The following is a 13,570-nucleotide window of genomic DNA, read 5'->3' as shown; positions in this document are numbered from 1 at the left end:
TGCTGGCGAAAATTATTTATTAGCCTTTTCTTTCGACTCCTTGTTTTTCCCCGGTATCATAAAATTTAGTGGTTTCCAACTGTTTTCTATCTTTTCTACAATATGATAGGTTCGCTCAAATAAAATCGAACGAAGATTATCTAGCTGTCTAAATGTTTTTTCTAGCAATGCTTCTTGATTTTCAAAACTGTCTAGCACTTTATCTTGTTTTTCATCCTGTTTAGAAATTTGCTCTGCCATTTGTTGATGTAACATATGCATTTCATTAACCTGAGAACTAAGCTGCTCCGAGGATGACTTATAGTCTGAAAGTTGACTTATGATTTCTTGATTTTTCTCATCTAGCATTTGTAACCACTTCCTCACTTCCAGTTCAAATTTGTCATGGTTTGCCGTTTTGTTATATAAATGTTCTAGTCTGCTGCTAAGTTCCTTCCATTTTCTAAATCCCGTAAACTCGTTTTGCTGATGCCTTCGTTTAATATCTTTTACTTCTTTAGTTAAGGACTCATTAAAGTTTTTCTGCGCTTGAATTATTTCAGCAAAGTAATCTGTTTTAAAATAACTTTGATTTGGGATATCTTCAATCTCTTCTTTATGTTGAAATACACCTTGATGTTCAGATTGATTAATAAATAGTCCCATAAATAACATCACCTCAAGCATTTTTTATTATTATATGCTAAAGCATAGAAATAGATAATGGACCTAGGTGATGTGGAGATAAGGAGTTGCCATTTTGAAAGTTAGCTAGTGCAAGGCAACCGCTACGGCTGACCGTTTCGCTTTCCAAGGGGCATGCTCTTCAGCTAACGCTAAAGGAGTCGAAACGGTCGCCTTCGCTATTCTTGTTCTACAACGAATAATAGAAAAAGCATATTGGGTTTTATTAACCTTATTAGTAATTTCCTATGCCATACCTTGCATTTTCAAAGGGATAACAACTCAAATTGCCTGATCTGACAAATGTTGTAGCACATGTATAAAGCGAAGGCCGCCCCCTTCCACTCCTGTGGGAATTGTTTGGTCTGAAGATCCACTTTTTCGAGCGGTTTTGGCTCGAAAAAGTTAGCTGAAGGGCAACCCCCACGGAAAGGGAAGAGGACAGCCGGAGCGACGGTCAAGCTGTTCAAATATTTCATCATTATTACTAAAGTAATAAAGGAGCGGCGGGGGTTTGTCGGTTTTTCTTAAGGAATTTGTATCTAAGAGGGACAGAAAGTGAAGCAAAGTACTTGCATTTTGTACCAGATAGTTGTGCATCTTCGTTAAAGGGAAGGAAAGAGGAAAAATAATAAAAAAGCATCGGGCTTATGCCCGATGCTTTGTCCATTCATAGGAAATTTCATTTATTTTAAAACATACTGGTTGAATGTTTTGGCTGAATTCTCGCCTTTGGATCCATATATGCTTTGGCATTGTTAACGGCAGTCGGTCCTTCACCAAATCCAGCAGCAATTAAGTTTACTTTGCCAGGATACGTACAAATATCACCCGCAGCATAGATGCCTGGGACATTTGTTTCCATTTTCGAATTGACTACAATGCTGTTCTTGTCAATTTCTAATCCCCAATTTTTAATTGGCCCTAACGATGAAATAAAGCCATAATTCACTAGTACATGGTCTACATCAAGTACGACTTCCTTGTCACCTTTCACTTCTTTTAATCGGACTTGATCAATCTTATCTTGTCCGATCAGACTTTCTGGAACATACGGTGTTAAAATATTCACATTAGAATTCATTAAATTTTCCACGCTTGCCTCATGTGCACGGAATGAATCTCTTCTGTGTACTAACGTCACTTCTTTTGCAATGGGTTCTAGCATAAGCGCCCAATCAACAGCTGAATCGCCTCCACCGAATAATACAACACGTTGGTCACGGAATTTATCCATATTATCCACGAAATAGTGGAGGTTTTTATCTTCAAAATGCTCTGCATTATTTATCGATAATTTTCTTGGTTGAAAAGCACCATTTCCACCTGTAATAATAATTACTTTAGATAGATGCTCTTCTGTCGGTGTGGTAATCCGGAACGTTTCATCCTCTAAACGCTCGACTTTCTCAACAGATTGATTTAAAACGATTTCCGGTTTAAATAGATCCGTCTGTTCTTTTAAGTTATCGACGAGTTCTTGTGCACGAACCTTAGGAAAGCCGGCTATATCATAGATATATTTTTCTGGATATAATGCACTTAGCTGTCCACCGATTTGTGGTAAACTCTCGATGATTTTTACAGAAGATTGTCGTAAGCCACCATAAAAAGCTGTAAACAATCCAACAGGTCCTGCTCCAATAATGGTTATATCATAAACTTCCTTTGACATATTAGATTCCCCCTAATACTTACATCAATGCCTTATATTTTAACATAACAGTATCTTTCGTGTCATTTTTACAAGATGGTGATTGAATATTTGTGAATTCTGCCAAATTCAAAAAAAGAGGTTAAAAAAATTCACAAAATTAAAATCAAGGGTTGAAAAATGTCGTAAAAAGGGCTAACATATACATGGACTAATTATTAAGACATATGTATTATTACGTGATAGTACGTGAAATACATCACGAATAGTTACAAAAAAAATACTTAAATGGATGTGAGAAAGATGAACAGACCAAAAATTGTCATTTTGGGAGCTGGCTATGGCGGGTTAACGACAGTAGCAAAGTTACAAAAAAAATTAGGTGTTAATGACGCACACATTACGCTTGTAAACAAGCATGATTATCATTATGAGTCAACTTGGTTACATGAAGCTGCAGCAGGGACATTACATCATGACCGCAGTCGTGTGAAAATTTCTGACCTAATTAACTCAGCAAAGGTTAATTTTGTACAAGATACGGTTACAGCAATTAAGCCTGATGAGAAGAAAGTAGAATTGCAAGATGGTGACGTATTAGAGTATGACTATCTAGTAGTTGCTTTAGGTTTTGAAGCTGCTACATTTGGAATTCCAGGTTTATTGGATAATGCATTTACGATTGGAAGCATTAATAAAGCGCGTCAGATTCGTGAACATATTGATTACCAATTTGCAACGTATAATAATGAAGCTGAAACTAAGCAAGAACGTTTAAACATTGTTGTTGGCGGTGGCGGTTTCACTGGAATTGAGTTTGTTGGGGAATTAGCAAACCGTATTCCTGAACTATGTGAAGAATATGATATTGATCGTAGTAAGGTTCGTCTCATGGTTGTAGAAGGAATGGACACGATTATGCCTGGCTTTGATCCAGAATTAATTGAATATGCCATGAACTCTCTTGAAGCCCGTGGTGTCGAGTTTAAACTAGGTGCTATGTTGAAAGAGGTTCGTGCAGATGGAATTACGATCGAGCAAAATGGCGAAAAAGAAGATATTCCAACCATGACAACTGTCTGGGCAGCTGGAGTTCGTGCAAACCATCTAGTCGAAGAATCTGCATTAGAAGACAATCGTGGTAAAGTTGAAGTAACACCTGAACTACGTGCGCCATCACATGAAGATGTCTTCGTCGTTGGAGATTGCGCATTAGTATGGAACAAAGAAATTGATCGTCCATACCCACCAACTGCTCAAATTGCTATGCAACAAGCAGAAGTCTGTGCACACAATTTAATTGCCCTTGTAAAAGGTGGCGAGTTAGAACCATTTGAATTTATTAATCGAGGAACAGTATGTTCACTTGGTGATAAAGATGCAATGGGATCTATCTTCGGCGGCAAGAAGATCTTCGGTTGGACTGCTTCTTTCATGAAGAAAGTAATCGATAACCGTGCACTATTCAAAATCGGTGGTGTAGGATTAGTGTTGAAAAAAGGTAAATTTAACATCTTTTAATATCACAAATCAAAGCAGAGGATAAGGTCCTCTGCTTTTTACATGCAAGCTTATGTAACTATGAGCTGTAACGGACATTTAGTACGTTATTTAACACAATATTAGCCGTTTTTATGTGTTAGCGGACATTTAATCCCTTATTCGGTCCGTTGCGGTGAAAATTAGCATTATTTTTGCCGAATAGCGGAATAGATGTCCGCAAGCACCCTGAAAATGGCTTTTTTGTCACAAATAACGGAACAAATGTCCACCAGTTCTAAATGCTTTATTTATTACAAATAAATGAACTTTATTGCACAAGTTCACATGGCAGTATAAAATAAGAAGAGTTATTAATTTAGATCACGGTGGTTAATGTCTGTACGCCCCGCTGATTATAGACTCACTTTATATGAACGAAGAGGAGTATACGAATGATTCAACTTTTTATCTCTGTTCTTTTGTTTTTTGTTTTATTTTTTGGGATTAGCTTTATACTTAACATGATTTTGCGTCAAACATGGCTAATGGCCTTCGTTTTTCCGATCATTGTTATCTTTATTGTTGATACTTTTCCTTTTTCTACATATTTCACTGACCCAAGTCATGCATTTCCAACACTGTGGAAGGAGTTAATTTCCCTAAGTGTACAAGATGCGATTATATTATCATCTGGTTTTATCGGCACAATAGTTGCTGGGATCGTGATTAAGTTTCTTAGAAAAAATGGTTATCAAATGTTCTAATACGAACCAAATGTATATTTCTTGATGTTAGTGGAAAAGATTACACCTAAGAGAGGTGTGATCTTTTTATGTTTATATGGAAAATTTCCAAAAGTCTATTGATGATGATTCTGTTTTTGGGGGCATTAATGTCTAGTTTCACTATGGTATCTAATGTATCAGCACAAGAAATGTTTAATAGCTTAACAGAGGAAACAAATGATTCACTTGATATAGGTTATCAGCAAGATCGAGACATTCTAAACAAAAAGAAATACGTTAAACATCGCAACAATCGCGTCACATACATTTCAAGTGAAGAAATAACAGAGCCATCTACTCTGGAAGAAACGTTGGATTTAAGTCAATATGAGAAACATAATGTCGTAGCCACTGGGTATACAGCAGGTGTGGAATCTACTGGGAAAACGCCAGATCATCCCGCTTATGGTGTGACGTATTCTGGGGTTAAGGTTACTAGAGATTTGTATTCTACAATCGCTGCAGATTTAGATGTTTATCCAATTGGTACGATACTGTATATTCCTGATTATGGATATGGTATTGTAGCGGATAAAGGTGGTGCAATCAAAGGAAACAAGATTGATTTATATTACCCAACAGTGAATGATGTATATGAAAAATGGGGCAAAAAAGAAGTTGATGTATATGTGATTGAATATGGAACCGGAGAATTGACCGAAGAAGTATTGGCATCGTTAAATAATACAGAATCATTACAAGTATTTAGACATCAATATAAGGCAGAATAAGCTTATTAAATGAAGATTAATAGTATCACGACAAAAAACAGCCGTTGCGGCTGTTTTTTGTTGTAAGATAAGAAAGTATAAATTTTACGCAGATGTCTAGCTCCGAGCGCCCAAAAACTAGGCGACTTCACGAATCGCCCTCCGATAATTGATCATCGGTTCGCTTTTCTCAGTATAAAGAAGACATTTTAAAATAGCGGATAAAGTAAGAAAGCTAAAAGGACTCCAGTTAATCCACCGAAGAAAACTTCAATTGGCTGATGTCCGAGTAGTTCTTTTAATTCTTTTTGTTTCTCATATTCCCCTTTTTTAGACCATCCTTTTGCCTCGGAGACAAAATGGTGGAAATCCTTTACAAGTGTGTTTATCAAAATGGCTTGTTCTCCAGCTTGTCTACGAATGCCTGTCGCATCAAACATTATGATAATAGCTAACACACAAGATACCGCAAAAAGGCCGGATGATACACCGTGTTCAATGCCAATTCCGGTAGTGACTGCTGTAACAGCAGCTGAATGACTACTCGGCATTCCACCTGTACTAAATGTTAGGCCAGGTTTGAATTCTTTTGTAGCGATAAAATGTAGGGGAACTTTAATGATTTGGGCAAAAGTAATTGCAATAATGGCTGCCCAAAGTGGAAAGTTTTCGAAAAGCTCCAATTAGAACATCCTCTCTGTCTCTTAGGTGGATATAAATGATTTTGTGAGTAGTATACGACTTATGATATGTATGTATCTACTGATCAATTTCTTTACCATTATAGCATAGCTTTTACGTCTTTAGAATGGATTACACATCAATTAACATGCTTTTAATATTTAAAAAAAGATGAGAACGAACTGATGCTCTCATCTTTTTGGCTCTTATTTAATTGCAGCATCCAAAGATACTTCAATCATGTCGTTAAATGTTGTTTGACGCTCTTCTGCAGTAGTTTCTTCACCAGTAATAATATGGTCGGAAACGGTCAGTACAGATAAGGCATTACGATTGTGTTTAGCTGCCAAGGTATACAATGCGGTTGTTTCCATTTCAATAGCTAGTACATTATATTGGTCAAGTAATGCAAGTAATTCCTTCATATTATCACGATAAAAACTATCGCTCGTGAACACATTCCCAACTCTGAGGGAAAGTCCTTTTTCCACACCTGTGTCATATGCTTTTTTTAGTAAATCAAAATCAGCGGTTGGCGCGTAATCAATACCACCAAAAACCATTCTGTTCATTTGCGAATCTGTTGAAGATGTACTTGCTAGTATAACATCTCTTACTTGTACATCTTTTTGAATGGCTCCGCATGTACCGACACGGATTAAATTTTGCACATCATAACTTTGAATTAATTCATTCACATAGATTGAAATAGACGGTACGCCCATTCCTGTCCCTTGAACAGAGATGTCTTTTCCCTTGTATGTACCCGTAAAGCCGTACATCCCACGAACTTCATTATAACAAGTGACATTCTCTAAGAAATTTTCTGCTATATATTTAGCGCGCAATGGATCTCCAGGAAGTAAGATCGTATCTGCAATATCACCTTTTTTTGCTCCAATATGTACACTCAATGTATAAGCCCTCCTTCTAGGCAAGATGTTATAATTAGAAAATATCATAATAAAAATCGAAATACAAATGGAACCCTTCCGGTATATAATGGTATCCCTTTCATGGTTTATGGAAATTTTTCTTTTTTTAGTTTCTTAATTTGCTTTTATCGTATATAATAGTTTTAGTTAGTCATTTCACAAGTTTGGGCAATTAGTTGACTCTTGAAAGATGAACGAGTGATGAGGAGGAGTTATGGTTATGAAAGAACAATCTTTTACTATTCAAAGTGACACGGGTATTCACGCACGACCAGCTACTTTATTAGTAAATAAAGCTGGGCAATATGAATCACATGTGGAATTACATTATAATGGTAAGACAGTAAATTTAAAATCCATCATGGGTGTTATGTCACTAGGTGTACCGAAAGGAGCAGAAATTCGTATTACAGTTGATGGTAATGATGAAGATCAAGCTCTAGAAGGAATTGCAGAAACTATTGCAGAACATTTAGGAAAATAAAGTAAAAAAAGCTAGTTAAATAACTAGCTTTTTTTATGTTATAATAAGATCTTAATTAGTAATTCTTTATAAAAAGGGAAGTGATGTACGATGATGGAATTTCTTTATTTCCCAGAAGATAAAACGTTATATATTCCAGCTGTCCTTAGTTTATTAGTATTTGTAATCGGTGCTTTTGTTGCGATGCATTTCATTAAGAAAGCATCTCGAAAAGAAGAAGAGAAATGGAAACAAAAATATGACGATTTAAAAGATTGATTAAGTTTACTTCTCATTGTCCATAATAGTTAGTGGATAAGTGAAGAGGAGTAGATGATATGAAAAGGTATGTACTTTGTTTCTGTTTAGCTGTGCTCATGTTCCTTGCAGGCTGTCAGGCAGAGGGTCGCTCTCCGTTAGAAGTCCGTTTGTATAATGTGGATAATGATGCTGTAGGAACTGCTACGTTCAAAGAACAGGAAGATATGGTATCTGTGCAAATTGAGGTGGAAGGCTTAGAACAAGGTCTACATGGTGTACATATTCACGAATATGCTAAATGTGAAGGTCCGGATTTTCAATCTGCCGGCAATCATTTTAATCCGGAAGGAAATGAACATGGACTCATGCATCCTGATGGGGCTCATCTAGGTGATATGCCAAATCTAGAAGTAGAGGCAGATGGAACGGCAGATGTAGAATTGGAGCTTCCAGGCGCAACATTAATGGACGGAGATAAGTCGTTACTAAGAGAAGATGGTACCTCTATTATTATTCATGGAGGAGAGGATGACGGTGTTTCCCAACCTGCAGGTGATGCAGGTGACCGCATCGTTTGTGGTGTGATCTCACTAGAAGAGGCAACCGATGATGAGAAACCGACTGATCCTACTGAATCTAATAAAGAAGAAGAAGAGTAGGCATTCATTTGCTTACTCTTCTTTTACATTTTTTAAGCATTATCCAATGCATTTTTAATTCTGCTAGTACCTTCTTTTACTATATCTAAAGGACAGGCGATATTCATCCGCATAAAACCTGTACCTTCTTCGCCAAATGAGGCTCCGTCGTTTAAACCAACTTGAGCTCGTGTTTGTAAGAACTCTTTAAGTTCATCTTGGGAAAGCTCAAGTTTTCTAAAGTCAAGCCATATTAAATATGTACCTTCTGGACGGAATACCTTCACTTTAGGATGGTTGGCAAAGTTGTTAACTACATAATCAATATTTGTTTGTAATTGTTCGAGTAATTGTTCGAGCCATTCTCGCCCGTTATTATAGGCTGCATCTAAAGCAGTGATTCCCATTGTATTTAAGATGTGCATTCCTTGTTTATGGAATGTCTTTTCTAAAGCGTCTCTTTTTTGTTTATTAGCTACGATTGCGTAGGAGACTTGCAGACCTGCCAAATTAAATGTTTTAGTTGGTGACATACAAGTGATGATCTGTTCTTCCATGTCTTCATCGATTTTAGCAATAGGTATATGTTTATTTGGATGATAAACAAGGTCAGCATGGATTTCGTCAGCAAAAATCATCACGTTATATTTTTTACATAGTGCAACGATTTTTTCTAATTCTGCTTGCGTCCACACACGCCCAACCGGATTATGTGGATTGCAGAGAATAAAAACTTTTACTCCTTGTTGTAATTTCGCCTCAAAATCCTCGAAATCAATCTCATATCTATTTTCCTGTACAATGAGGGAATTAGTCACTAATTCTCGGTCATGATTTTTTACAATGTCATAAAAAGGGGGATATACAGGTGTTTGAATTAATACTTTATCCCCTTTGTCTGTAAAAGTTTGAATAGCCATATATAACGTAGCAATCACACCTGGGCTGTACAGGATTGAAGCACTTTTCACTTTCCAATCGTGTTTGTACTCGAGCCAATCGGTAATGGTATTTTGCAGCGCATTATCTGTATAAGTATAGCCGAATACACCGTGTTGTGCGCGCTCGGTTAATGCGTCTTTAACAGCAGGTGGAACTTCAAAGTCCATATCTGCTACCCACATTGGTAAGACATCTTCTGAACCATAAAGTGATTTGACCAGATCCCACTTAACCGCTCTTGTATTTCGTCTCTCAATTTTTTTATCAAAAGAAAATGTCATATGTTTTAGCACTCCCTTTATAACGTTTCTTGTTATTCCACTTTAATCATACCGCCCACTCAAAGAAAAGTCTAATACTCGATTTATGAATTTGCCTGTCTAACCATTTTTGCAATTTGGTGAGCACTTTCTTCTGGGAGTAGGTGGCCAGTTTTATCTAAGGTTGTTAATCTTGCATTTGGAAGGTATTTAATAAGCTCATATCCAATTTCGTATGGGATTATTTTATCGTTTTTCCCCCATATAATATCAGTAGGGATATCAATAGTTGCGAGTTCTTCTTCAGATAAATCCCCTTGGTGATCGTTTAAGATTTTGATGATACATGGATATATTTTTTTGTTTAGAAAAGGTTTTTTATAGTGTTCCAGCATTTCATCTGTGATGATATGATCCTGATAAATCGAATGTCTCAGCATTTCATAAACTCCTTTTCGCTTTAGTAAGCTTCTAGTAATAAAAGGAGATAATGGATTATGACAGATTGCTTTAGCAAACAATGGGGAATGTCTCATAAAACTACAGGGTGCTAATAAATATAATCGGTCGATATGTTCAGGATACTTGTAAGCAAATCGTAAAGAAATTTGTCCACCCATTGAATGACCGAGAAAAATCGCTTTATCAATGGATTGGTCTTTCATGATGTAACGGACCGCATCTGCCATATGGTCATAGGAAAATAAACATGCGTTGGACTTTTCACTTTCTCCGAAGGGAGGGATGTCGATGGACATAATTTGAAAATGTTCTTGTAACAATGAAATTAATTTTCGAAAGCTATATGTTGAAGCTAAGAAACCATGTAGCATAACTATGGTCGGCTTTAACGAATGTTTATAAAAAGTGAAGCTGATAATGTGACCTTTATACGGGATAGTACTTCTCATATGATGTAACCTCACTTAAATATGATTCAAAATGCCACTTTTGTCACAAATAGTGGAACAAGTGCATCAATCACTCATTCCAATTCTAATCTACGTTATGTTGTATGTGCTTTGCCTTTTATATAAAAAAATAAGCAAAGCGAAGGATCGCTTTGCTATCCAGGGGGAATACGAGAAAGTCTTACATATATATAAATTGCCCATTTCTATATATTTTAAACCTTTTTTAATGAAAAAATTTCACTTTTTTTGAGACAGTTTTTAGATCAAATGATTCAGCTTTCTTTTGCTATTTTTATCCTAAGTATGCTAAGATTACTTAATGTTTATAGAGTCATTAATTGGTAAGAAAATGCTTAGAGGAGTTGGAAGTATGTCAGATAAATATCAAATAGGAGATGTGGTGGAAGGAGTAATCACAGGTGTTCAACCCTATGGGGCATTCGTTTCTCTTGGTGAGGACGTACAAGGTTTAGTTCATATATCTGAAGTTACAAATGGATTTGTCAAAGATATTACAGATCATGTCAAAGAAGGAGATAAAGTAACTGTTAAAATAATTGAAGTTGATGAAACGGAGAATAAATATGCATTATCAATCCGTGCACTTCAGCCTGCTCGAGAAGGAGAGCGCAATACCAATTCAATTGCTGAAAAAGAAGGAGAACATGGATTTAATACACTGAAGGACAAGCTAAAAGAATGGATCAAACAATCTGAATAAGTTTTTTGCCCGCTTTAAGAAAAGCGGGTATTTTACTTTTAGTAGTTTGAATGTTCTGATCCTAACAGAAATTATTCTTAAATTCAGAACCTTTTATTAATTCTCCTGTTGCATTGCTTGATTTAGTAAGCAGGATTCGGTACATTTAAATAGTGAGAATAATTATTGGAGGTTACAAAAACATGACACATGTACGCTTTGATTACGAGAAAGCACTAGCCTTTTTCGGGGAACACGAATTAGAGTACCTGAAAGAACCGGTAAAATTAGCACATGAAATGGTACATAACAAGACAGGTGCAGGGAATGACTTTCTAGGTTGGGTAGATCTTCCAACTGACTATGATAAAGAAGAATTTTCCCGTATTAAGAAAGCAGCCGAAAAAATAAAATCAGATTCTGATGTGCTATTAGTTATAGGTATTGGAGGTTCTTACTTAGGTGCACGTGCAGCAATCGAAATGCTAAATCATTCCTTCTATAATGAATTAGCGAAAGAACAACGTAAGACTCCACAAGTTTTCTTTGTTGGTAATAGCATTAGCGCTCCTTATATCAATGATCTATTTGATGTGTTAAAGGATAAAGATGTATCTGTCAATGTTATTTCCAAGAGTGGAACAACGACAGAACCAGCAATCGCCTTCCGTATTTTCCGTAAGTTCCTTGAGGAAAAATATGGCGTAGAAGAAGCAAAGAAACGTATTTATGCTACAACGGATAAAGCAAAAGGTGCCCTAAAGACACTAGCGAATGAAGAAGGATACGAAAGCTTCGTTATTCCAGATGATGTTGGTGGACGTTACTCTGTTCTTACAGCAGTAGGGTTATTACCAATTGCGGTAAGTGGAGTAGATATTGATGAAATGATGCAAGGTGCGCAAAAAGCTCAACAAGAATTAAGTGAAGCAGACTTAGCGAAGAACCCCGCTTATCAATATGCTGCAGTTCGTAATGTTCTATACAATAAAGGGAAAACAATTGAAATGCTTATTAATTACGAGCCAGCACTCCAGTATTTCTCTGAGTGGTGGAAGCAGCTTTACGGTGAAAGTGAAGGGAAAGATTTCAAAGGTATTTATCCATCTTCTGCTAACTTCTCAACAGACCTTCACTCATTAGGTCAATATGTACAAGAAGGTCGCCGTGATATTTTTGAAACAGTCCTTCATGTAGAAGAACCAAAATCAAATATCACCATTGAAAAAGAAGATCAGGATTTAGATGGATTAAACTATTTGGCTGGTGAAACACTGGACTTTGTTAATGAAAAAGCATTCCAGGGTACATTACTAGCACATACGGATGGTGAAGTACCAAACTTACTTGTACACCTACCTAAATTAGATGCATACACATTCGGGTATGTAGTTTATTTCTTCGAAAAGGCATGTGCAATTAGTGGATACTTACTAGGTGTCAATCCATTTGACCAGCCAGGTGTAGAAGCGTATAAGAAAAATATGTTTGCCTTACTAGGTAAACCAGGTTTTGAAGAAGAAAAGGCAAAATTAGAAAAACGCCTTTAAGGTATAAAAGGTCTGCCCTCAAATAGGACAGGCCTTTTTACATGGTAAAGTTTAATTTTTCTTGATTTGATCTAAACTACAAACGTTCCTTACATATCTTGCTATTGCAAGGGGTATCCTAATCGAAAAAGGGGTGAATGTGTTGTACGAATTAGATTCAAAAATTGAGAATCATGTGTATTCCTATCAGCAAGTAAAAGCAATCCTTGAGAAAGAAGGATATGTATTAGGTGGGGCCTGGGATTATGATCATGGCTATTTTGATTATAAATTAGCGAATGATGGTGGTTATCATTTTCTACGTATTCCTTTTCAATCCGAAAGAGGAGAGATTGAACATGATGCGGCAGTAATAAGAATGGGGAAGCCGTATCTATTAACCCATCGTTATCAGGATGATGTTGATGCTTATGCTGAGAGTAGTGTTATACAAGCTGCTTTTAATCAATTTCAAGCTCCGACAGAAAAAGACGGAGATATTCCATCCAATTATATTGAAAAAGGGAAAGTCGTATTGCAAAATTTGGAAGTGTTACTTGCGCAAATTTCGGATTGAAAATGATCGAGAATTTATTTAACCCATTTCGAAAAAGAAGAAATGGGTTTTTTATTCTCAGACAAGAAAGTGTAAAATCAGCTGAGGGACAAACCCCCCGGAAAGACCAGCTATGGAAAGTCAACCATAAAGATGTAATTTTTAAAGAATTATTTTTCATTTAAAAAAAGACATGCGAAAATACACCTCATGTGAGAGGTGTTTCAAGGGAAAGTATGTTCGAATTTTATTTACTTAACATGTGGTTCATATGGCTTGTTATCTCGTAATATGGCGAAAATAATATGTGTTAGCTTTCTGGCTACGGCGCCAACAGCTACGTAATGCCCTTTTCCTCTTTCTCTTAATTTATTATAGAATTGCGATAATGCTGGAT

15 protein-coding genes and 1 pseudogene are annotated in these 13,570 nt (G+C 36.3%); 9 read left to right on the top strand and 7 right to left on the bottom strand.

The genetic code is table 11. The features are described 5' to 3' along the window. Positions 1-12: 12 nt before the first annotated feature. Positions 13-645 (bottom strand): hypothetical protein, encoded by a 633-nt coding sequence (locus D569_RS0102485; protein ID WP_018930817.1) that lies wholly within the window; start codon positions 643-645, stop codon positions 13-15. Between the two features lie 709 nt (positions 646-1,354). Then, positions 1,355-2,338 (bottom strand): NAD(P)/FAD-dependent oxidoreductase, encoded by a 984-nt coding sequence (locus D569_RS0102480; RefSeq protein ID WP_018930816.1) that lies wholly within the window; start codon positions 2,336-2,338, stop codon positions 1,355-1,357. 282 nt (positions 2,339-2,620) lie between these two features. On the opposite strand from D569_RS0102480, the gene D569_RS0102475 reads away from it, so the two are divergent. The 3 genes from D569_RS0102475 (at position 2,621) to D569_RS0102465 (ending at position 5,315) form a co-directional block, all read left to right on the top strand. Further along, positions 2,621-3,838, top strand: coding sequence for an NAD(P)/FAD-dependent oxidoreductase (locus D569_RS0102475; RefSeq protein WP_018930815.1), 1,218 nt, complete (start codon positions 2,621-2,623; stop codon positions 3,836-3,838). Between the two features lie 413 nt (positions 3,839-4,251). Then, positions 4,252-4,563, top strand: coding sequence for a YuiB family protein (locus D569_RS0102470; protein ID WP_018930814.1), 312 nt, complete (start codon positions 4,252-4,254; stop codon positions 4,561-4,563). Between the two features lie 68 nt (positions 4,564-4,631). Continuing rightward, positions 4,632-5,315, top strand: coding sequence for a 3D domain-containing protein (locus D569_RS0102465; RefSeq protein WP_018930813.1), 684 nt, complete (start codon positions 4,632-4,634; stop codon positions 5,313-5,315). Between the two features lie 188 nt (positions 5,316-5,503). Here the strand turns inward: D569_RS0102465 and D569_RS0102460 are convergent, their stop codons facing one another. Then, complete coding sequence (locus tag D569_RS0102460) at positions 5,504-5,977, bottom strand: divergent PAP2 family protein (RefSeq protein WP_018930812.1); 474 nt, start codon at positions 5,975-5,977, stop codon at positions 5,504-5,506. 204 nt (positions 5,978-6,181) lie between these two features. Beyond that, positions 6,182-6,889: a purine-nucleoside phosphorylase gene (deoD, locus tag D569_RS0102455; protein WP_018930811.1), complete on the bottom strand. Its 708-nt coding sequence runs from the start codon at positions 6,887-6,889 to the stop codon at positions 6,182-6,184. Positions 6,890-7,130: 241 nt separating this feature from the next. On the opposite strand from deoD, the gene D569_RS0102450 reads away from it, so the two are divergent. The 3 genes from D569_RS0102450 (at position 7,131) to D569_RS0102440 (ending at position 8,293) form a co-directional block, all read left to right on the top strand. Beyond that, entirely contained in the window at positions 7,131-7,394 is a 264-nt protein-coding gene (locus tag D569_RS0102450; RefSeq protein ID WP_018930810.1) for a phosphocarrier protein HPr, read from the top strand. A gap of 90 nt (positions 7,395-7,484) precedes the next feature. Continuing rightward, positions 7,485-7,652 carry a hypothetical protein gene (locus tag D569_RS24560; protein ID WP_018930809.1) on the top strand — a complete coding sequence of 56 codons (168 nt, stop codon included), beginning with the start codon at positions 7,485-7,487 and terminating at the stop codon, positions 7,650-7,652. Between the two features lie 59 nt (positions 7,653-7,711). Next, positions 7,712-8,293 (top strand): superoxide dismutase family protein, encoded by a 582-nt coding sequence (locus D569_RS0102440; RefSeq protein ID WP_018930808.1) that lies wholly within the window; start codon positions 7,712-7,714, stop codon positions 8,291-8,293. Between the two features lie 32 nt (positions 8,294-8,325). Here D569_RS0102440 and D569_RS0102435 read toward each other — a convergent pair whose 3' ends face one another. Then, entirely contained in the window at positions 8,326-9,495 is a 1,170-nt protein-coding gene (locus D569_RS0102435) for a MalY/PatB family protein (protein ID WP_018930807.1), read from the bottom strand. 83 nt (positions 9,496-9,578) lie between these two features. Continuing rightward, positions 9,579-10,385 (bottom strand): alpha/beta fold hydrolase, encoded by an 807-nt coding sequence (locus D569_RS0102430; RefSeq protein WP_018930806.1) that lies wholly within the window; start codon positions 10,383-10,385, stop codon positions 9,579-9,581. A gap of 373 nt (positions 10,386-10,758) precedes the next feature. On the opposite strand from D569_RS0102430, the gene yugI reads away from it, so the two are divergent. From yugI to D569_RS0102415, 3 genes are all read left to right on the top strand, one after another. Continuing rightward, positions 10,759-11,109, top strand: coding sequence for a S1 domain-containing post-transcriptional regulator GSP13 (yugI, locus tag D569_RS0102425; RefSeq protein ID WP_018930805.1), 351 nt, complete (start codon positions 10,759-10,761; stop codon positions 11,107-11,109). Between the two features lie 182 nt (positions 11,110-11,291). Beyond that, positions 11,292-12,638, top strand: coding sequence for a glucose-6-phosphate isomerase (locus D569_RS0102420; protein ID WP_018930804.1), 1,347 nt, complete (start codon positions 11,292-11,294; stop codon positions 12,636-12,638). 142 nt (positions 12,639-12,780) lie between these two features. Then, on the top strand, positions 12,781-13,194 hold the full coding sequence (locus tag D569_RS0102415; protein ID WP_018930803.1) for a YugN family protein: 414 nt from the start codon (positions 12,781-12,783) through the stop codon (positions 13,192-13,194). A 230-nt stretch (positions 13,195-13,424) separates the two neighbouring features. On the opposite strand, the pseudogene D569_RS24785 reads toward D569_RS0102415, so the two are convergent. Then, a pseudogene (locus D569_RS24785) lies at positions 13,425-13,570 on the bottom strand (IS110 family transposase); the annotation flags it as partial.

This window comes from Gracilibacillus lacisalsi DSM 19029 (genome assembly GCF_000377765.1).
Lineage (GTDB): Bacteria > Bacillota > Bacilli > Bacillales > Amphibacillaceae > Gracilibacillus > Gracilibacillus lacisalsi.
Note: the sequence above shows the minus strand (reverse complement) of the source record. Positions and strands in the feature narration are given on the sequence as shown.